Origin of the sequence: Donghicola eburneus (assembly GCF_900115865.1) — a bacterium.
GTDB classification, from domain to species: domain Bacteria; phylum Pseudomonadota; class Alphaproteobacteria; order Rhodobacterales; family Rhodobacteraceae; genus Donghicola; species Donghicola eburneus.
The window spans coordinates 224,021-242,602 of the sequence record NZ_FOXY01000005.1 but is presented as its reverse complement, the minus strand read 5'-3'; the positions used below and the strand labels follow the sequence as shown (position 1 = coordinate 242,602).

Annotated in this window: 19 protein-coding genes; 8 read left to right on the top strand and 11 right to left on the bottom strand. The window is 59.9% G+C overall.

Annotation, left to right across the window (positions count from 1 at the left end; genetic code table 11):
* Positions 1-74: 74 nt before the first annotated feature.
* Positions 75-872, top strand: a complete 798-nt coding sequence (locus BM225_RS10930) for a lytic murein transglycosylase (protein ID WP_072706602.1) — start codon at positions 75-77, stop codon at positions 870-872.
* Here BM225_RS10930 and BM225_RS10925 read toward each other — a convergent pair.
* On the bottom strand, positions 862-1,608 hold the full coding sequence (locus BM225_RS10925) for a heme-dependent oxidative N-demethylase family protein (protein WP_072706603.1): 747 nt from the start codon (positions 1,606-1,608) through the stop codon (positions 862-864). The two genes, BM225_RS10930 and BM225_RS10925, sit on opposite strands and share 11 nt — an antisense overlap.
* 139 nt (positions 1,609-1,747) lie before the next feature.
* On the opposite strand from BM225_RS10925, the gene BM225_RS10920 reads away from it, so the two are divergent.
* The 5 genes from BM225_RS10920 to BM225_RS10900 all read left to right on the top strand — a co-directional run bounded on the left by BM225_RS10920 (position 1,748) and on the right by BM225_RS10900 (position 7,283).
* Positions 1,748-2,971: a bifunctional alpha/beta hydrolase/OsmC family protein gene (locus BM225_RS10920; RefSeq protein ID WP_072706604.1), complete on the top strand. Its 1,224-nt coding sequence runs from the start codon at positions 1,748-1,750 to the stop codon at positions 2,969-2,971.
* An 84-nt stretch (positions 2,972-3,055) separates the two neighbouring features.
* Complete coding sequence (gene purB, locus BM225_RS10915; RefSeq protein WP_072706712.1) at positions 3,056-4,363, top strand: adenylosuccinate lyase; 1,308 nt, start codon at positions 3,056-3,058, stop codon at positions 4,361-4,363.
* Positions 4,364-4,570: 207 nt separating this feature from the next.
* Positions 4,571-5,155, top strand: coding sequence for a P-loop NTPase family protein (locus BM225_RS10910; protein WP_072706605.1), 585 nt, complete (start codon positions 4,571-4,573; stop codon positions 5,153-5,155).
* 66 nt (positions 5,156-5,221) lie between these two features.
* Positions 5,222-6,277: a FliG C-terminal domain-containing protein gene (locus tag BM225_RS10905; protein ID WP_072706606.1), complete on the top strand. Its 1,056-nt coding sequence runs from the start codon at positions 5,222-5,224 to the stop codon at positions 6,275-6,277.
* Positions 6,278-6,356: 79 nt separating this feature from the next.
* On the top strand, positions 6,357-7,283 hold the full coding sequence (locus BM225_RS10900) for a lysophospholipid acyltransferase family protein (protein ID WP_072706607.1): 927 nt from the start codon (positions 6,357-6,359) through the stop codon (positions 7,281-7,283).
* Here BM225_RS10900 and BM225_RS10895 read toward each other — a convergent pair.
* Positions 7,247-7,948, bottom strand: a complete 702-nt coding sequence (locus BM225_RS10895; RefSeq protein WP_072706608.1) for a DUF1223 domain-containing protein — start codon at positions 7,946-7,948, stop codon at positions 7,247-7,249. The two genes, BM225_RS10900 and BM225_RS10895, sit on opposite strands and share 37 nt — an antisense overlap.
* A 220-nt stretch (positions 7,949-8,168) precedes the next feature.
* Between BM225_RS10895 and acnA the strand changes: the two genes are divergently transcribed.
* Positions 8,169-10,946, top strand: coding sequence for an aconitate hydratase AcnA (gene acnA, locus BM225_RS10890; RefSeq protein ID WP_072706609.1), 2,778 nt, complete (start codon positions 8,169-8,171; stop codon positions 10,944-10,946).
* A gap of 170 nt (positions 10,947-11,116) precedes the next feature.
* On the top strand, positions 11,117-12,205 hold the full coding sequence (locus BM225_RS22290) for a methyl-accepting chemotaxis protein (RefSeq protein ID WP_083595680.1): 1,089 nt from the start codon (positions 11,117-11,119) through the stop codon (positions 12,203-12,205).
* Between the two features lie 72 nt (positions 12,206-12,277).
* Here the strand turns inward: BM225_RS22290 and BM225_RS10880 are convergent, their stop codons facing one another.
* From BM225_RS10880 to yajC, 9 genes are all read right to left on the bottom strand, one after another.
* On the bottom strand, positions 12,278-12,811 hold the full coding sequence (locus BM225_RS10880) for a DsbE family thiol:disulfide interchange protein (RefSeq protein WP_245780459.1): 534 nt from the start codon (positions 12,809-12,811) through the stop codon (positions 12,278-12,280).
* Positions 12,804-12,959: a heme exporter protein CcmD gene (gene ccmD, locus BM225_RS10875; protein ID WP_072706611.1), complete on the bottom strand. Its 156-nt coding sequence runs from the start codon at positions 12,957-12,959 to the stop codon at positions 12,804-12,806. Before ccmD ends, BM225_RS10880 begins: the two co-directional genes overlap by 8 nt.
* Positions 12,959-13,687, bottom strand: coding sequence for a heme ABC transporter permease (locus BM225_RS10870; RefSeq protein ID WP_072706612.1), 729 nt, complete (start codon positions 13,685-13,687; stop codon positions 12,959-12,961). Before BM225_RS10870 ends, ccmD begins: the two co-directional genes overlap by 1 nt.
* Positions 13,688-13,723: 36 nt before the next feature.
* Positions 13,724-14,380, bottom strand: a complete 657-nt coding sequence (gene ccmB / locus BM225_RS10865; protein ID WP_092464371.1) for a heme exporter protein CcmB — start codon at positions 14,378-14,380, stop codon at positions 13,724-13,726.
* The gene (gene ccmA / locus BM225_RS10860; protein ID WP_072706614.1) at positions 14,377-14,994 is read right to left on the bottom strand and encodes a heme ABC exporter ATP-binding protein CcmA; all 618 of its coding nucleotides are present in this window, start codon (positions 14,992-14,994) and stop codon (positions 14,377-14,379) included. Before ccmA ends, ccmB begins: the two co-directional genes overlap by 4 nt.
* Positions 14,995-15,138: 144 nt before the next feature.
* Complete coding sequence (locus BM225_RS10855) at positions 15,139-15,492, bottom strand: Mth938-like domain-containing protein (RefSeq protein ID WP_072706615.1); 354 nt, start codon at positions 15,490-15,492, stop codon at positions 15,139-15,141.
* 63 nt (positions 15,493-15,555) lie between these two features.
* A complete protein-coding gene (gene secF, locus BM225_RS10850) occupies positions 15,556-16,527 on the bottom strand; it encodes a protein translocase subunit SecF (RefSeq protein ID WP_072706616.1) in 972 nt (323 codons plus the stop codon).
* Position 16,528: 1 nt separating this feature from the next.
* Complete coding sequence (gene secD / locus BM225_RS10845; protein ID WP_072706617.1) at positions 16,529-18,190, bottom strand: protein translocase subunit SecD; 1,662 nt, start codon at positions 18,188-18,190, stop codon at positions 16,529-16,531.
* Positions 18,191-18,221: 31 nt separating this feature from the next.
* The gene (gene yajC / locus BM225_RS10840) at positions 18,222-18,506 is read right to left on the bottom strand and encodes a preprotein translocase subunit YajC (RefSeq protein WP_072706618.1); all 285 of its coding nucleotides are present in this window, start codon (positions 18,504-18,506) and stop codon (positions 18,222-18,224) included.
* Between the last annotated feature and the right edge of the window lie 76 nt (positions 18,507-18,582).

Sequence of the window (18,582 nt, the reverse complement as noted above, 5' to 3'; positions counted from 1 at the left end):
GAGCTGGGGCTTTACTTGGTGGTTGGGGCGAATGGGTCTACCCTGAGCGGGATTTTAGACACACAGGTTTTACGATGCGACTTTCACTCTCTGCGGCCTTGGCCGCGATCGGGATTCTGGCTGGCTCTGCCGTCAGTGCTGCGTGCGGCAACACGTCGGCAGGCTTTGAACAGTGGAAGGCATCCTTTGCCCAAACAGCGCAGCGGGCCGGTGTCGGCCAACGCGGGTTGCAGGCTCTGGCGTCGGCGCGATACTCGAACGGAACCATCGCCGCAGACCGAAATCAAAAGAGCTTCAAATACAGCCTAGAGAAGTTCATGCAGGTGCGCGGCAGCGCCACGATCATCGCACAAGGACGCAAACGACTGGCCCGTGACGCGAAATTCTACAGCGCTCTGGAAGAGATCTATGGCGTCCCCGCAGGCGTGATAATCGCGATCCACGGGATGGAGACCGCGTTCGGGGGCTTTATGGGCGACACGCCGGTCGTCTCGGCGATCACAACGTTGGCCTATGACTGCCGCCGTAGCGATTTCTTCATCCCTCACGCCATTGGCGCTCTGCAACTAGTGGACATGGGCTCCATCACCGCCGCGACCCAAGGCGCGAAACATGGCGAGCTTGGCCATACCCAGTTCCTGCCCGGAAACGCCTTACGCTATGGTGTGGATATTGATCGGAACGGGCGCGTGGACTTCTACAACCAGTCAGACGCTCTGGCCTCTACCGCGAATTTCCTTGCGTCCAAGGGCTGGCGGCGCGGTGCGGGCTTTCAGCAGGGTCAGCCCAACTTTGCAGTGATCAAGGAATGGAACGCGGCCACGGTCTACCAACAGGCCATCGCGATCATGGGCGCAGAGATTATGCGCTAGCGGCGTTTGGATTGCGGGTCACAAAGGTGTGGATCGAAAACACCACGGCCCGCGTTTCCGGCAGTCGCATGATCACCTGACGCTCAGAGCGAAAGAACGGCGCGTCGGGCCCGTAGGACCGGCGCGGGTCCTTCTCTGACTTGGGTTGGTGCAAATTGGCGTAGCCGTGCCAGAGTTCATTGGCGCGCCAGATTGGACGCCCCGGTTGCACGCCATCAAACAGACGCTGCACCCGCTTACCAATATTCTCGTCATACTCAGGGATCGGCACATGGATCGCCATCAGGGGCCGACCCGCCTTTTCCGAGAGGGTCCAGCTGGACGGAAAGCACAGGATTGCGCCAGTCAGACAATGTTCTGACGCGCCATCTGGCTTTTGCAGGATGCAGTAGTCGGCCTGACCGAGTCGGCCTGCGGTCACCAAGGGTTGGTCCCAATCAATCGGAACCTGCACACCGTCGGGGCGGATAACATGCGCATCCGAAACCACAAAATCCTGAAAAGACTTAAGCTTACTCAGCAAAGTTAACAGAAACTCTCGGCCTGCTTCCAGCACACCATCTTCTAGATAATGCACATCGCCAAGGCGCTCAGCGATCAACTGGTCACGATAGGCCATTTGCGCCCCATAGCATTCATCGACCCAGAGCCAGTCATTCTCTGGCACGGGCTGGATGCCGGGCAGACCCTTGCGAATGTCATAGGGAATCGCGCTGTGTAGAATCTCTGTGCTCATGCCTCGGACGCTAGCTTAGCTTGCCACTCCATTCATCCGTTTTGATGCCGTTCGATCACCCTTGCGATAGTCTTGTGTCATTCCCCTTGCCCATTGCCCTAAATTGACACAGCTACAGGGAAACATCTGGGGAAAATGAATGCCTACCGAACGCGTCACCTTCGCCGGACCCGGGGGACACACCTTGGCCGCGCGACTGGAGCAACCGGGCGGACCCGTGCTGGCCACAGCCGTGTTTGCCCACTGCTTTACCTGTACCAAGGACAGCCTTGCCGCTACGCGCATCTCGCGCCGTTTGGCCGCTGCCGGGATTGCCGTTCTTCGGTTTGACTTCTCTGGCGTGGGCCAGTCCGAGGGCGCATTCGAAGAAACCACCTTTTCCAGCAACGTCGATGATCTGGTCGCAGCCAACGAATATATGGCAGAGCGGGGCATGACCCCCAGCCTCTTGGTCGGTCATTCTCTGGGGGGCACCGCCGTTCTGGCCGCCGCCCACCGCCTGCCCCACATTCGCGCGATTGCCACAATCGGCGCGCCTGCCAGCCCTCTGTCCGTGACGCGCCAGTTCGAAGACGCGCTGCCCGAAATCCGCGAAAACGGCGAGGCCGAGGTTCTCATCGGTGACCACGCGATTCGTATCGGCGCAGATTTCGTGCGCGACGTGGAATCCACCACGCTGAAGGACAAGATCAGCGATCTAGACAAAGCCCTGCTCGTCTTGCACGCGCCCCTCGACGAAGTGGTCCCCCTGTCCAACGCCACCGAGATTTTCAAATACGCGCGCCATCCCAAGAGCTACGTGACGCTCGACACCGCAGACCACCTGCTGACCGACCCGCGTGACGCAGAGTATGCGGCGGGCATGATCACCGCTTGGGCCGAACGCTATCTGGACCTGCGACCACCAGCGCCGCCCATTGGCGCCCCCGAAGGGATCATCCGCGTCTCCGAAGCCGATCCCAGCGGTTTTTTGAACGACGTGCAGGCCGGCCCCCGTCACCACGTTCTGGCCGACGAGCCAGAGGCTTATGGCGGCACGGACCAAGGGATGTCGCCCTATGGTTTCCTATCTGCCGGTCTGGGGGCATGTACCTCAATGACCATCCGCATGTACGCGCGGCGCAAGAACTGGCCCCTGCGGCACATCCGCGTCGACGTGCGCCACGACAAAGTACACGCACAGGATGCATCGATGCCGACCATGCCGCACAAGGGCGTGGACCGATTTATCCGCGAGATCACGCTATTGGGCGATCTGACAGACGAACAGCGCGAGCGCCTGCTGCAAATCGCGGACAAATGCCCCGTGCATGACACCTTGAAACAGACCTCGGTGGTGGAAACGCATCTGTTGGAAAAATAGCGGGAAACGCAGGCTATCTTGTTCATTTGCGCGCATCCGTCTATGACGCGCGCAACTGTCAACGACAAAGCAAAGGGCCTTCCGATGATCCCCCGCTATTCCCGCCCCGAGATGACCCAGATCTGGGAACCCGCCACCAAGTTCAAAATCTGGTACGAGATCGAGGCGCACGCCTGTGACGCACAGGCCGAGCTGGGTGTAATCCCGCAGGAAAACGCCGACGCCGTCTGGAAAGCCAAGGATGTCGAGTTCGACGTGGCCCGCATCGACGAGATCGAAGCCGTCACCAAGCACGACGTCATCGCGTTCCTGACCCACCTTGCTGAACACGTTGGCTCCGAAGAAGCCCGCTTTGTCCACCAGGGCATGACCTCGTCCGACGTTCTGGACACCTGCCTGAACGTGCAGCTGGTCCGCGCAAGCGACATCCTGATCAAAGACATGGAAGGCCTGCTGGCCGCCCTGAAAAAGCGTGCGCTGGAGCACAAGAACACCGTGCGCGTTGGCCGCAGCCACGGCATCCACGCAGAGCCGACCACCATGGGTCTGACCTTTGCCCGCTTCTACGCGGAAATGGACCGCAACCTTGACCGCCTGAAGGCCGCCCGCGAAGAGATCGCAACCGGCGCGATCAGCGGCGCGGTTGGTACCTTTGCCAACATCGACCCCCGCGTCGAAGAGCACGTCTGTGAAAAGCTGGGCCTCAAGCCCGAGCCCATCAGCACGCAGGTGATCCCCCGCGACCGTCACGCCATGTTCTTTGCCGTGCTGGGTGTGATTGCGTCCTCGATCGAAAACGTCGCCATCGAAATCCGCCACATGCAGCGTACCGAAGTGCTCGAAGGCGCGGAATTCTTCTCGATGGGCCAAAAGGGCTCGTCGGCGATGCCCCACAAAAAGAACCCAGTTCTGACCGAGAACCTGACCGGTCTGGCCCGTCTGGTCCGTATGTCGGTCATCCCCGCGATGGAAAACGTTGCCCTGTGGCACGAGCGTGACATCTCGCACAGCTCGGTCGAGCGCGCGATTGGCCCCGATGCGACCATCACTCTGGACTTCGCGATTGCCCGTCTGACCGGCGTGATCGACAAGATGCTCGTGTTCCCCCAGAACATGCTGGACAACATGAACAAGTTCCCCGGTCTGGTGATGTCGCAGCGCGTTCTGCTGGCTCTGACCCAAGCGGGCGTGTCGCGCGAAGACGCGTATTCCATGGTCCAGCGCAACGCGCTGAAGGTGTGGGAAGACCGCGTTGACTTCCGCGAGCTGCTGCTGGCCGACGCCGAGGTTGTCGCCGCCCTGGGTGAAGATGGCATCAACGCCAAGTTCGACATGGACTACCACACCAAGCACGTGGACACGATCTTCAAGCGCGTATTCGGCGAAAGCTAAGCCTTTTACATCGCTGAAAATTCTGATCCGTCGCAGCCTGTCTGCGGCGGATTTTTTAATGACTGGTAAATTAAAACTTTCTGCATGTGCAAAAACGGCCTTGCTGAGACGCGAGCGACAGCGTTATCCTTTTGTATAGAAACTTATAACCTTTCGTGACGATTTCAGCCGATTGTTTCTGGCGGGGTCGCAGCTGGAGTTACCGGCATGGGCTATAGAATTCATATTACGGGGGCCGCTGGCTCTGGCGTTTCAACTCTAGGGCGCCGCCTGTCCAAGGTCCTGAATCTTCCGCTTCTGGACACTGACGACTATTATTGGAAGCCGACACAGGTCCCCTACACCGAAAAGCGCACCGTCCCCGAACGATTGGATCTGATGCACAAGGCACAGCCGCGCAACGGCTGGATTGTTGCCGGATCGCTCATGGGCTGGGGCGAAGAACTGGTCGAAGACGCGGACCTGATCATTTTCATCTACACGCCCCATGACCTGCGGATGCAGCGCCTGCGCGCCCGCGAAGCACGGCGGTACGGGCACAGGATCACCGAAACCGGCGATATGTATCTCGTGCACGAATGCTTTATGGGATGGGCCAGTCGGTATGACGACCCCCAATTCAAAGGACGCAGCCTGGCCTGCCACAACAAGTGGCTCGACAGGATGGGCTTGCCCGTGCTGCGTTTGGACGGCCAACGGGGCGTCTCGCACATGACACGACGCACCATGGCCGCTTTGGTTCCCCCGATCCGCATTCCCCAGTATCCTCACCTAAGCCAAAATCTGCACTAACCTGCGGAAGGTAAAGCTTTCTTCATTCCTGCGAGTCTAGGGTGCCTCTGCCGTATAGAGGACCCCATGACCAGTCAGCCCCTTGCCCGGATCACCCCTGTTCAACGCCCCGTTGCTGCTCCGTTGCAGCGGCGGCACAAGGCCGCGATCATCGTACGCTTTCTGCTGTCAGAAGGCGCGGACATTCCCCTGACCGACCTGCCCGAAGATTTGCAGCAATCCTTGACCCAAGCCATGGGCCAACTGCGCTACATTGATCGCGACACACTCTCTGATGTTCTGGGCGAGTTCGCGTCAGAGCTAGAGCAGATCGGGTTGGCCTTTCCCGATGGGCTGGCGGGTGCGCTAGAAACGCTGGATGGCAAGCTGAGTCCCGAAACTGCCGCGCGCCTGCGCCGCGAGGCCGGGGTGCGGCAAAAGGGCGATGCGTGGGCGCGGCTATCTGCTTTGGACGCCGATGTGCTGATGGGTTTCTTTGAACGCGAAAGCCTAGAGGTGTCTGCCGTCCTGCTGTCGAAACTGCCGACCGACAAAGCTGCAGGCATTCTGGCCCGCATGCCGGGCGATCAGGCCCGGCGCGTGGCCTTTGCCGTGTCGCGCACCGAACAGGTGACCCCAGAGGCGGTCTACCGGATCGGCGTTTCGCTTGCGACTCAGATCGATCAGGCCCCGCCCAAAGAGTTCGCCAAGCCCCCTGCCAAACGGCTGGGCGAGATTTTGGATGTCTCGACTGCAAACACACGCGATTCGGTTCTGACAGGGATAGAAGAGGACGACGCAGAGTTCGCACGCGCCCTGCGCGGCGTGATTCTTACCTTTGCCGACCTGCAATACCGCCTGAAACCCATCGACGCGCCCGCCGTCGTGCGCACCATCGGGGACGATGATATGGCGCTGATTATCTCTGGTGCGACCGAAGAGAACGACATCAGTTCTTGGAAGTTCATGCTGTCGAACATGTCAAAACGCCTATCTGATCAGCTGCGAAGTCAAGCGCGTGAACGCACGACCCCCGACACCGAAGAGGTCGAGACCGCAATGGCCCGCGTGGTCAAGGTCATCCGGCGGATGCAGGCGGAAAACGGGCTGGAACTGCTCCCGATCCCTGACGTCAAAGAGTAAGGAATCCGCCCCAAGCTTGTGATCAGCGCCCGTGCGGCTTATGTCTGCACTCGCAGACACAAAGCAGCATCCAGACGACATGAGCACACAGCAGACAGACGCCGCACCTTCCGGTTCTTGGGGCGACTGGGCCGAGGACCGCGCCCTGCGCGGGATCATCCGCACCGCTTTGGCGCTGCCTTATCAACGGCGCGTGGCACTGCTGGGTTGGCTCATGCGCAAGGTCATTGCCCCGCGCGTGGGCTACCGCAAGCGGGCGCTGGACCATCTTGCATACATTTGGCCCGACATGCCGGAAGCAGAGCGCAACCGGATCGCGGACGGGGTATGCGATAATTTTGGCCGCGTTTTCATCGAGAATTATTCGGTCAGCGATCTGCTGAAACGCGCCGAGACAACCACGCTCTCTGGCCCCGGACTAGAGGCGATCGCAGCGGCCCGCGCAGAGAACCGTCCTCTTCTGTTCGTGACTGGCCATTTCGGAAATTTCGAAGCCCCTCGCGCCGCGCTCGTGCGCCAAGGCTACCAAATCGGCGGTCTATATCGCCCCATCGCGAACCCCTATTTCAACGAACACTATGCGCAGAATATGCACGACCTGAGCGGTCCGGTGTTCGAACAAGGGCGCCGTGGGACCATGGGGCTGGTCAAACATCTAAAACAAGGCGGCATGGCCGTTTTGCTGTTCGATATCTACGATAGTGGCGGCGTTCCTATTGATTTCATGGGAAAACCTGCTCCGACGCTCACATCTGCGGCAGAGATAGCACACAAAACAGGGGCGCTTTTGGTGCCATTTTTTGGGGTACGTCAGCCAGATGGCCTTACGTTCAGCGCAGAGTTTGATGCGCCCTTAACCCATGACGATCCCGTTGAACAAACGCGCGCGATGACATCCGCCCTAGAGCAGCGCATTCATCGTCATCCAGAGCAGTGGTTCTGGGTTCACCGCCGGTGGAAGCCGCGGCGTCAACGCAAGCGGGCCGCAGCGACAACTTCGCCCTGATTGGCTTTTTGCAGGATGACGGCATGCTCATCCTCTTCGGGTGTGGTGTTAACGGCGGCGGTGAATTCACCCGTCCCGTCCCAATCACCCACATGTTGCCATCCGCTGACAACATTCACGTAAGTTACCTCTTTGCCCGCATTCTCGCCGCGTTTGATCTTGACGGTTTCCTCGGGCAGATAGGTCACGAATTGCACCGCATAAGGCGCTCCGGCGGGATCGATCGCCATTGCCTGAATGCGCAGAGTTGAGCCATCCAGCTTGACCGACAGAGATGTTGCCCCGCGCGTGTCTTTGGCCAAATTCAAAGCGTCCGCCACGTCCATGGGCCGATTGCCGACCACATGCGCACCGCCGTTGATCACCATCTGCGGGGTATAGATCATCCGTTCGCCCATATTCCGAGCGTAAACCTTTTGGCGCTCGGTGAACGCAGGATTGGCAAAGGTATCAGCCCAGCCGATGTAATCCCAGTAATCCACGTGCAGCGACAGGGGCAGGATATCGTCCCGCGAGGACAGTTTTTCCAGCACCCGATCCGCAGAGGGACAAGACGAACAGCCTTGGGAGGTGTAAAGTTCCACCACCACAGGAGAGGTTGAAGACTGCGCCGCAGCCATCGACCCGACCCCGGCAAACACCAAAGCTGTTAGAATTCGTCTCATCCTTACTCCGCACCGTTTTATTTGTTGCTTCGGATGTAAGCAAAAACTTCTGCGAAGACCAATCAACGAAATGCGATGTGTCTGGGAACTGACAGCATCGTGAAAGGGTTACATCTTGGACGGCAGGCTGTGTCGCGCGGGATGATCTCTTGATCCTGAGCGCAGCATGACCACATAATTTTTTGCGATACCCCTCATGATTGAAAGGGAGGCCCATTTCATGCCCATTACAGTCGGAACAGACAGCGTCAAAGCACGCCGTACTCTGTCGGTCGGCGACCAGACCGTTTCCTATTACTCCATTCAAGCCGCGACCGATGCCGGTCTTGGTGATTTCTCCAAGCTCCCCGCCTCGCTGAAAGTGGTTCTTGAGAACCTGCTGCGCTACGAGGATGACGGCTTTTCCGTCTCGACCGACGACATCAAGGCATTTGGCGAATGGGCCACCGCGGGCGGCAAGAACCCCCGAGAGATTGCTTACCGCCCTGCCCGCGTTCTGATGCAGGACTTTACCGGCGTTCCGGCGGTCGTCGATCTGGCCGCGATGCGCGACGGGATCAAGGCGCTTGGCGGTGATGCGCAGAAGATTAACCCCCTAAACCCCGTGGATCTGGTCATCGACCACTCCGTCATGATCGACGAATTCGGCAACCCGCGTGCGTTCCAGATGAATGTGGACCGCGAATACGAACGGAACCTCGAACGCTATCAGTTCCTGAAATGGGGTCAGACCGCGTTTGAAAACTTCCGCGTGGTGCCGCCGGGAACGGGTATTTGTCACCAGGTGAACCTCGAATATCTGGCACAGACTGTCTGGACCGATGTGGACCAGAACGGCGAGACTGTGGCCTATCCTGACACGCTGGTCGGCACGGACAGCCACACCACCATGGTCAACGGCGCGGCGGTTCTGGGTTGGGGCGTCGGCGGGATCGAGGCTGAGGCCGCCATGCTGGGCCAGCCGATCTCGATGCTGATCCCCGAGGTTGTTGGCTTTAAACTGACTGGCGAGATGGTCGAAGGCACCACCGGCACCGACCTTGTTCTCAAGGTCGTCGAAATGCTGCGCGAACACGGAGTGGTCAGCAAATTCGTCGAATTCTACGGCGAGGGTCTGGACAACCTGCCGCTGGCGCAGCGCGCAACCATCGCAAACATGGCGCCTGAATACGGCGCGACCTGCGGCTTCTTCCCCATCGACGCGGAAACCCTGCGCTACATGGAGCAGACGGGCCGCGACAAGGACCGGATCGCACTGGTCGAAGCCTACGCCAAGGAAAACGGCTTCTGGCGTGATGCGGATTACGCGCCTGTCTATACCTCGACCCTTGAACTGGACATGGGCACCATCGTGCCTGCGATCTCGGGCCCGAAGCGCCCGCAGGACTACATCGCCCTGACCGAAGCCGGCACCGAGTTCGGCAAGTTCGTCCAAGGCATCCGCGAAGGCAAAGACGCCAGCGGCAAGGAAGAAGTGCGCTGGGAAGGTGAAGGCGGCGCGCCTGAACCCCACGACATCCCCGGTGACGAAGGGCACCACAAAAAGGGTTGGTACAAGACCGACGACGGCGCCTATCAGCTGCACGACGGCTCGATCGTGATTGCGTCGATCACGTCCTGTACCAACACTTCGAACCCCTATGTGATGATCGGCGCTGGTCTGGTGGCGCGCAAAGCCCGCGAACTGGGGCTGAACCGCAAACCTTGGGTCAAAACGTCTCTGGCACCGGGCTCGCAGGTTGTGTCCGAGTATCTAGAGGCCGCCGGTCTGCAAGAGGATTTAGATGCCATCGGGTTCAACCTTGTGGGCTATGGCTGCACCACCTGTATCGGCAACTCGGGCCCATTGGACGCACCGATCTCCAAGGCGATCAACGATTACGACCTGATCGCGACCTCGGTCCTGTCGGGCAACCGCAACTTCGAAGGGCGCATTTCGCCGGACGTGCGCGCGAACTATCTGGCCTCGCCGCCGCTAGTGGTGGCCTATGCGCTGGTCGGCGACATGAACGTCAACATCGCGACTGACGTGATCGGCACCGACAAAGACGGCAACGATGTCTACCTCAAGGATATCTGGCCCTCGAACGCAGAAATCGCGGAACTGGTCGAAAAGACCGTGACCCGCGAAAGCTTCCAGTCGAAATATGCGGACGTCTTCAAGGGCGACGAAAAATGGCAAGGTGTCGAGGTGTCGGGTGGCGAAACCTATGACTGGCCCGCAAGCTCGACCTACATCCAGAACCCGCCCTACTTCCAGGGCATGTCGCCTGAGAAGGGCTCGATCACCAATATCGAGGGCGCGCGCGTCTTGGCGATCCTTGGCGATATGGTGACCACCGACCACATCTCTCCGGCTGGCTCGTTCAAGGACACCACGCCTGCGGGCAAATACCTTCTGGATCATCAGGTGCCCGTCCGCGAGTTCAACAGCTATGGCTCGCGCCGCGGCAACCACGAGGTCATGATGCGCGGCACATTTGCCAACATCCGCATCAAGAACGAGATGCTGGACGGCGTCGAGGGTGGCTATACCAAGGGACCCGATGGCGCACAGACCACCATCTATGAGGCGTCGATGGCCTATCAGGACCAAGGCACCCCGCTGGTGATCTTTGGCGGCGAACAGTACGGCGCGGGCTCCTCGCGTGACTGGGCAGCCAAAGGGACTGCGCTGCTTGGGGTCAAAGCCGTAATCGCCGAGAATTTCGAGCGCATTCACCGTTCGAACTTGGTTGGTATGGGCGTGATCCCGTTCGAGTTCACAGGCGGTGACACCCGCAAGACGCTGGAGCTGAAGGGCGACGAAACCGTCAGCATCGAAGGTCTGGACGACGTGAAGCCCTTGGCCGAGGTGCCCTGCCATATTACCTATGGCGACGGCTCGACCAAAACGATCACCCTGAAGTGCCGCATCGATACGGCCCCCGAGAAGGAATACGTCGAGAACGGCGGCGTGCTGCATTACGTGCTGCGCAACCTTGCCAAACAAGCCTAATCGGCCGCACATACCATGATGAAAAGGGCGTCTTCGGGCGCCCTTTTTGCGTGTAAAATAGGCATTCGGCGCAAACCTATTTGGAAATGAGATTAATTTCGCACCCCACACTAAAGGACGTCAAAACCGGCCGTTGGAGCGGGTAACACCATTCACGCAGGACACCCACCATGAACATGATGACGTCGCTTGACTTGGCCCCCCACCTCGCTGCCGCGCCACAAAAGGTTTCGATGGACGAAGTCTCGCAAAAGACGCTGGACCTTGCCCGCAACGCCGAAAAGAACGCCTACACCATCCAGAAAATCACCAGCCAAATGACGATGCTGGCCCTAAACGCCAAAATCGAAAGCGCCAAGGCCGGTCCCTATGGCCGCGGATTCGCCGTTGTCGCGGACGAAGTGCGCGCGGTCGGAGAAGAGATTAACGGCATCGCCAAGGGCCTGGAGGACAACCTCAGCAATGAGCTGTCCGTGCTGCGCAATCTGGTCGCCGAGATGGAGCGATCTGCCACCGGCGAGCGTGTGGTCGATCTGGCCTACAACGCCATCGACGTCTTTGACCGCAACCTCTACGAACGGACTTGTGACGTGCGTTGGTGGGCCACTGACAGCAGCTTTGTCGACTGTCTGACCAATCCGACGCAAGAGCGCGCCGCCCATGCCAGCAAGCGGCTCGGGGTCATTCTGGACGCCTATAACATCTACCTCGATATCTGGGTCTGTGATCTAGATGGGCGCATCGTCGCGAATGGACGGCCCGACAATTATAGCGTCACTGGCGCCTCGGTCCGTGATATGCCGTGGTTCGCCAACAGCCTGCGCCTTGCCACAGGGGATGACTATGTGGCGGACGAAGTTGTCGTCTCTCGGCTGCTCAAAGGGCAGCAGACCCTGACATACGCCACATTGATCCGAGAGAACGGAGACGCCCACGGCAAGCCCATCGGGATCATGGCGACGTGTTTTGACTGGGCCAGCCAAGCGCGCTCGGTTGTGCAAGGGGTCCGTCTCGACCAGCGCATGATTGATGCGGGTGTGCGCGTCCTGATCCTTGACCGGAACAACCGCGTGATCGCGTCATCGGACGAAGAGGGCATCTTGCTGGAAACCTTCCCCCTACGCCGGAACCCAGCGCAAACCGCAGGCTACTACGTGGAAAATCACCAAATTATAGGCTTCCACGACACGCCGGGTTTTGAAACGTACCCCGGCCTTGGGTGGAAAGGTGTGGTCATTCAGAACAGCATGACCCGCTAGCACCGGATTGCACCGCAATCCCAGACAGATAGAGCGCGCGCCTCACCCTGAGGCGCGCTCCTTTTGACAATGTTATTGGGCCGCTTCGATGGCAGGACGAAGGGTGTCTGCCACGTTCCGTTCCAAGAGCGGGCCCGCGATCCGCGTGACAATCTGGCCATCGCCGTTGATCAAGTAAGTTTCGGGCACACCATAAACGCCCCACTCCAACGCCATCCGGCCCGACTCATCCGCCCCGATCGCGGAATAAGGATTGCCAAGCTCGGCCAAAAACTTCATCGCCGCTTCTGGCTTGTCCTTGTAGTTCACGCCGTAGATCGGAATGCCTTCCTCAGCCAAGTCCGTCAGCATCGGATGCTCGACCCGACACGGCGCGCACCAGCTGGCCCAAAAGTTCACCAGCTTGACCTCGCCATCCTTCAGATCCTCGATGGTAAAGGGCAGATCCCCGCCAAGCGGCGTCACCGAAACCACCGGTACCTCGCGCCCGATCTGCGCACTCGGCAGGCTCTCGGGGTCTTCGCGCATCATGCCCACATAGAACATGGCGGCCAGCCCCCCGAAAATCACGGGCGGCAAAATCATTAAAGGAGACAACTTAGCCACGGCCTTTCATCCTCTCTTCCACCTCTGCCAGCGCCGCGCGGGTCTTGCGCGACCGCATCACGGCCCATCCGACCAAAGCGAACACGAGCAGCAAAGACAGCGCATAGGACGACAGAACCGCGTCCGCATATTTCCCAAGATCAGGCATCAAACCATTCTCTCCCGTGCCAGCAGCGCACGCATACGGCGCGCCCGGATTTCAGTGTGGGTGCCTAGGAACACAAGGAAGATGAACAGCAGGACAAAGCCCGCAATCGACACCAGCAGCGGATAGTAGAACACGTCCGCCACGTTCTCCTCTTTATCCAGGCTCAGGGACGCGCCCTGATGCAGCCCTTGGTTCCAGAAGTTCACCGCATAGCGCGACAGCACCGCAAAGACCGACCCCACAAGGCACAGAATGCTGGTCAGGTCGGCGGCGGTGTCGTCGTTCTCGATCGCTGCCCACAGTGCCATGTAGCCCAGATAGAACAGGAACAGCACAAGGAACGACGTCAGACGCGGATCCCAAGCCCACCAAGTCCCCCACATGGGCTGGCCCCAAATCGCGCCGGTCAACAAGGCAATCACGGTCATGGTCGCGCCCACAGGCGCCGCCGCCTTGGCCGCCAGCGCGCTCACGTGGTGGCGACGGATCAGCCAGATCAGGCTGGCCACCAACATCATGAACCACGCATTAATCGCCATCAGCGCCGACGGCACATGCAGGTAAATGATCTTGACGGTCGAGCCCTGACGGTAATCGTCCGGGGTAAAGAAGAAGCCCCAGACCAGCCCCGTCACAATGCACAAGAGCGACGCGCCGCCGATCCACGGCAGCAGCGGCCCCGTGGTATCCATGAATTTCTTCGGGTTGGCGTATTGCCAGATCGACATGAAAGCTCCCTTTCCAGATCGGTGGCCCGGACGGGCTTATCTCAGGTTAATGCGCAAAACGGCAGCGCTGGCAAATGGCAAAAGCGCGAGGGTGCCAAAGGTGATCCCCCCAAGCATCAGGAGCGGGGTCATGACCTCGAACCCTTCGGCCCCGCGGCGCGCCACCTCTGCGCCGAAAATCAGCGTCGGCACATAAAGCGGCAGCACCAAAAGCGAAAGCAGCAGCCCGCCCCGCTTGATCCCCACGGTCAGCGCCGCGCCAAACGTCCCGATCACGCTCAGCGCAGGGGTCCCCATAGCCAGCGACGCAACCAGCCACACATAGCCCTGTTGGGGCAAACTCAAGAGCACCCCGAGCGCAGGCGCGGCCAGCACCAGCGGCAAGCCCGTAGTCAACCAATGGGCAAGCGCCTTCATCGACACGATCCCTTCCAGCGGCACAGGCGCAGTCGCCAGCAAATCCAGCGATCCGTCCTCCCAGTCCAGCGCGAAAATCCGGTCCAAAGACAGCAGACAGGCCAGCAAGGCCCCGATCCACAGCACGCCCGGCGCGATCTTGGACAGCAGCCCACTTTCCGGCCCGACGCCAAAGGGCACCAGCACGACCACGATCAAAAAGAACGCAAGTCCCAGCCCAAAGCCGCCCCCTGCCCGCACCGCAAGGCGAAGATCACGTACCAGCAGTGCAATCACAGAAAGGCCTCGTCAAAATCTTCGATCGCAGTGCTCAAGACGGCCTTGTGCGGCGTCACGTCCAGCACCTCGGCCTCAAGCCCCAGATCAATATGGGTCGCCATCAGCGCACTGCCACCAGCCGCCAGATGCGCCCGAACGGCATCTGCAAAGAGCGCAACCGATGCCACATCGAGCGATACTGTCGGCTCGTCCAGAACCCAGACCGGCCGGCCCGTCACCATCAGCCGCGCCAGCCCCAACCGACGCTTCTGCCCTGCCGACAAACTACCCGCAGCGCGATCCCGCAAGTCCCCCAGATTGAACGCCGCAAGCGCGGGCTCGACATCCGACTGTCCGAACACATCCGCCCATAGCGATAGGTTCTCGGCCACGGTCAGAACCTGCTTGATCCCATCCGCATGGGCCGCATAGGCAATCCTATCTTCGGCGCCAGAAACCGTCCCCACCATGGGTGGCTGCAATCCCGCAACCGTTCTCAGCAGCGTGGTTTTCCCCGCCCCATTCGGCCCGCGCAGCACCAATGCCGCACCAGAGGTCAGCACAAAGCTTACCCCCTCCAGCACCGGCACTCCGCCGCGCGCAACTGTCAGATCAGATACAATCAGGTCCATCGCCACAGACCTACCCCAGCGCCGCATTCAGGAAAAGCGCAACCTTATGCGCATTCCGCCGCAGCCTAGGCAATACCCGCTGCCCTGCATCTTTCTGCTTTGAGAAAATACTCACGGCACCAGCGCCCGCCAAAGGCCCTGCCCTCAAACAGGCAGCAGCGCCGCCGCAATCCGGCGCCCTTCGCTCAGCAGAACGTTATAGGTCCGGCACGCCGCAGGGGACGTCATCGACTCGACCCCAAGCCCTGCCTCTTCCAACCGGGACCGCAAATCCGCTGGAATATGTGCGACATCCGCGCCCGTGCCGATGAACAGCACATCCACGTCGCCCACCAGCGCCATCAGGCTTTCGGCATCCGCATACCCGCCCCAAGGCGCAATGCCTGTATCGGACAGCAGCACAGCGCCTTCGACCACCTGACCGCCGACACGGAAAAACCCGGGGCCGTACCCGTCAACGGGCATCGCGTCGGTAAAGGACACTTCGTTCATGCGCATTGGAAACTCTCCGCTCGTCCAAAGAAAAAGGCGCGGGAGTGACCCGCGCCTCGCATTGTGCACTTAGGCGTCGATATTGGCAAACTGGTTGCCTTCTTGACTGCCCTTGTCCTTGGTCCAGTCCCGCTTGACCCCCAAGACCAGCAGGATGGTCGAGGCGACAAAGATCGAACTGTAGGTACCGACCACGATCCCCCAGGTCATCGCAAAGACAAACCCGCGGATCACGTCGCCCCCTAGAACCAGCAGCGCAATCAGCGCCACAAGTGTGGTGAACGAGGTCATAAATGTCCGGCTCAAGGTCTCGTTGATCGACAGGTTGAGCAGGTCCTTCAGGCTCATCTTCTTGTACTTGCGCAGGTTCTCGCGAACGCGGTCAAAGACAACCACGGTATCGTTCAGCGAATAGCCAACGATGGTCAGCAGCGCCGCGATGATCGCAAGGTCAAAGCGGATCTGCAGCTCCGAGAAGATGCCGATTGTCAGAACCACGTCGTGCACCAGCGCAACCACGGCACCCAAGGCAAACTGCCATTCGAACCGCAGCCAGATGTACACAAGCACAGTACCAATCGCGGCGATCACAGCCAGTACGGCCGTCTGGATCAGCTCGCCAGAGACTTTGGGGCCAACGCTCTCGACGGACAGGAACTTCACATCAGGCGTCACGGTCGTCAGAGCCGCTTCGACATTCGCGATCATCTCGGCGCTGACAGATTCGGTGTCGTCCTGCGCCTGAATACGAATCATCGCGACATGCTGGTCTGCCTCGAAGCTGGGATCAAACACCTCTGTGATGGTGATGTCCCCCAGTTCCAGCGGCGACAGGGCGTCTCGATAGGCCCCCACATCAACCGGCTGCGTGCTCTCGGTCCGGATGGTAGTACCACCACGGAAGTCGATGCCGTAGTTCAGGCCCTGCAGCAAGAAGCTGGCCAGCGCGACAAAGATCATCAGGATCGAAATCCCAAGCCACAGCTTGCCGCGACCAAAGAAGTCCCACTTTGTTTCCTGTGGTACGAGTTTCAGACGCATATCAGACCTCGATGGTTCTCGGACGTTTCCGCTCGAACCACATGACGACCAGCAGGCGCGTCACGTATATAGCGGTAAAGACCGATGTGATGATGCCCAGACCCAGCGTGACGGCAAAGCCGCGCACAGGACCAGAGCCAGCTGCAAACAGGATCACCGCTGTGATCAAGGTGGTAATGTTGGCGTCGACAATCGCGCTCAGAGCCTTTTCATAGCCCAAGGAGATTGCCCGCGCCGGACCCTTGGCGGTTTTCAACTCTTCGCGGATACGTTCGAAAATCAGCACGTTGGCGTCCACCGCCATACCGATTGTCAAAACGATGCCCGCGATGCCCGGCAATGTCAGGGTCGCCCCCAGCATCGACAGAACGCCGAAAACCATGGCCACGTTGATGATCAATGCGATGTTGGCGAAAATCCCGAACAGGCCATAGCTGGCGAACATGAACACCAGAACGGCGATACCCGCGACCATACAGGCCAGTTTACCTGCATCGATGCTGTCCTGCCCCAGTTCCGGCCCGATGGTCCGTTCCTCGAGGAAGTCCATACCCGCAGGCAAAGCCCCTGCCCGCAACAGAACCGCGAGATTGGTGCTTTCTTCGATGGTGAAGTTACCGGTGATAATGCCGCTACCGCCCGGAATGTGGCTCTGGATGGTGGGGGCGCTGATCACCTCGCCATCAAGAACGATGGCAAAGGGGCTGCCGATGTTGGCCGCCGTGTAGTCGCCGAACTTGCGCGCCCCTTGGGGATTAAAGCGGAAGTTCACCGCAGGACGGCCATTCTGATCAAAGCTTGGCTGCGCGTCGGTCAGCTGCTCGCCGGTCACGACAGGCGCTTGCTCCAGCACGTAGAATAGGCCGGGCTCGTCCACCGCAGGCAAGAGTTCGTTGCCCACGCCGGGGCTGGTCTCTGCATTGGTGGTGCGGCTGATCACAGGCTGGAAGGTCAACTGCGCGGTGGTGCCAATGATCTCTTTGACTTCGTCGGCGCTGCCGATACCGGGCACCTGAATTAGGATGCGGTCGGTACCTTGGCGCAGGATCGTCGGCTCGCGTGTGCCAACCTCGTCGATCCGGCGGCGAATGATTTCCAGCGCTTGGCTCAGCGTGCGCTGGTCTGTCGCCTGCTTTTCAGCGTCGGACAGTTGAACCACCACATCGGCGCCGTCAGAGCTGACGGCCAGATCGGTCGCGCCAGCGCCGGTCAGGCTAGTGACCGGACGCGCCAGACCTTCGACGGTCTGGATCGCGGTGGCCATGCCGTCAGGCTGGCTAATGCGTACCCGCAGAATGCCCGGCGCGCTCTCTTGAAGGCGAATGGTGCCAACAGTGGCCCGCTCGTCGCGCAAAGCGTCGCGGACTTCGGGCCACAAGGCCTCCATCCGCTGCGCATAGACGTCCTCGACCTTGACCTCGGCCAGCAAGTGCGCCCCGCCGCGCAGGTCGAGACCCAGATTGATCAAGCCCGACGGCAAAAAGGACGGCCACTGGGCCGCGATCTCTTGGTTTTCCGGTGTGTCAATGCCCGCCTCGATCGCGGCAATGGCATCGTTAGACTGTTCCACGCGAGAGTAGAACAGGTTTGGCAGCGCAAGCACCAATCCGGCGGCCACGAGCCCCCAGATCAGGATGCGCTTCCACAACTCGAGTTGCAGCATTGACTGCCCCTTATTGAAAACGAGTGACGGATTACTCGGCCTTGGCAGGCTCGGTCTTGCTGAGAACCTGCGTGATGGTCGCTTTGACAACGCGGACCTTCACATTCTCTGCAATCTCAACTTCGACTTCGTTGTCGTCTTTGACTTTCGAAACCTTGCCGATAACACCGCCCTGCGTAACAACCTGATCGCCGCGGCGCAGGTTAGAGACCATGTTCTGGTGCTCTTTCATCTTTTTCTGCTGGGGACGGATCAGCAGGAAGTACATGATCGCGAAGATGAGGATCAGAGGCACGAACTGCGCAAATGCTTCCATTGGGATGGTTCCTTTGTAATCGGCGGGCAGCGCCCGAAATGTGTCGGGCGGAACCTATGCGCGCCTCTGGCCCATT

Bases quoted from the DNA above. Each gene is read 5' to 3' on its own strand.
- BM225_RS10930 (WP_072706602.1), top strand. From the start codon at position 75: ATGCGACTTTCACTCTCTGCGGCCTTGGCCGCGATCGGGATTCTGGCT.
- BM225_RS10925 (WP_072706603.1), bottom strand. From the start codon at position 1,608: ATGAGCACAGAGATTCTACACAGCGCGATTCCCTATGACATTCGCAAG.
- BM225_RS10920 (WP_072706604.1), top strand. From the start codon at position 1,748: ATGCCTACCGAACGCGTCACCTTCGCCGGACCCGGGGGACACACCTTG.
- purB (WP_072706712.1), top strand. From the start codon at position 3,056: ATGATCCCCCGCTATTCCCGCCCCGAGATGACCCAGATCTGGGAACCC.
- BM225_RS10910 (WP_072706605.1), top strand. From the start codon at position 4,571: ATGGGCTATAGAATTCATATTACGGGGGCCGCTGGCTCTGGCGTTTCA.
- BM225_RS10905 (WP_072706606.1), top strand. From the start codon at position 5,222: ATGACCAGTCAGCCCCTTGCCCGGATCACCCCTGTTCAACGCCCCGTT.
- BM225_RS10900 (WP_072706607.1), top strand. From the start codon at position 6,357: ATGAGCACACAGCAGACAGACGCCGCACCTTCCGGTTCTTGGGGCGAC.
- BM225_RS10895 (WP_072706608.1), bottom strand. From the start codon at position 7,948: ATGAGACGAATTCTAACAGCTTTGGTGTTTGCCGGGGTCGGGTCGATG.
- acnA (WP_072706609.1), top strand. From the start codon at position 8,169: ATGCCCATTACAGTCGGAACAGACAGCGTCAAAGCACGCCGTACTCTG.
- BM225_RS22290 (WP_083595680.1), top strand. From the start codon at position 11,117: ATGAACATGATGACGTCGCTTGACTTGGCCCCCCACCTCGCTGCCGCG.
- ccmD (WP_072706611.1), bottom strand. From the start codon at position 12,959: ATGCCTGATCTTGGGAAATATGCGGACGCGGTTCTGTCGTCCTATGCG.
- BM225_RS10870 (WP_072706612.1), bottom strand. From the start codon at position 13,687: ATGTCGATCTGGCAATACGCCAACCCGAAGAAATTCATGGATACCACG.
- ccmA (WP_072706614.1), bottom strand. From the start codon at position 14,994: ATGGACCTGATTGTATCTGATCTGACAGTTGCGCGCGGCGGAGTGCCG.
- BM225_RS10855 (WP_072706615.1), bottom strand. From the start codon at position 15,492: ATGCGCATGAACGAAGTGTCCTTTACCGACGCGATGCCCGTTGACGGG.
- secF (WP_072706616.1), bottom strand. From the start codon at position 16,527: ATGCGTCTGAAACTCGTACCACAGGAAACAAAGTGGGACTTCTTTGGT.
- secD (WP_072706617.1), bottom strand. From the start codon at position 18,190: ATGCTGCAACTCGAGTTGTGGAAGCGCATCCTGATCTGGGGGCTCGTG.
- yajC (WP_072706618.1), bottom strand. From the start codon at position 18,506: ATGGAAGCATTTGCGCAGTTCGTGCCTCTGATCCTCATCTTCGCGATC.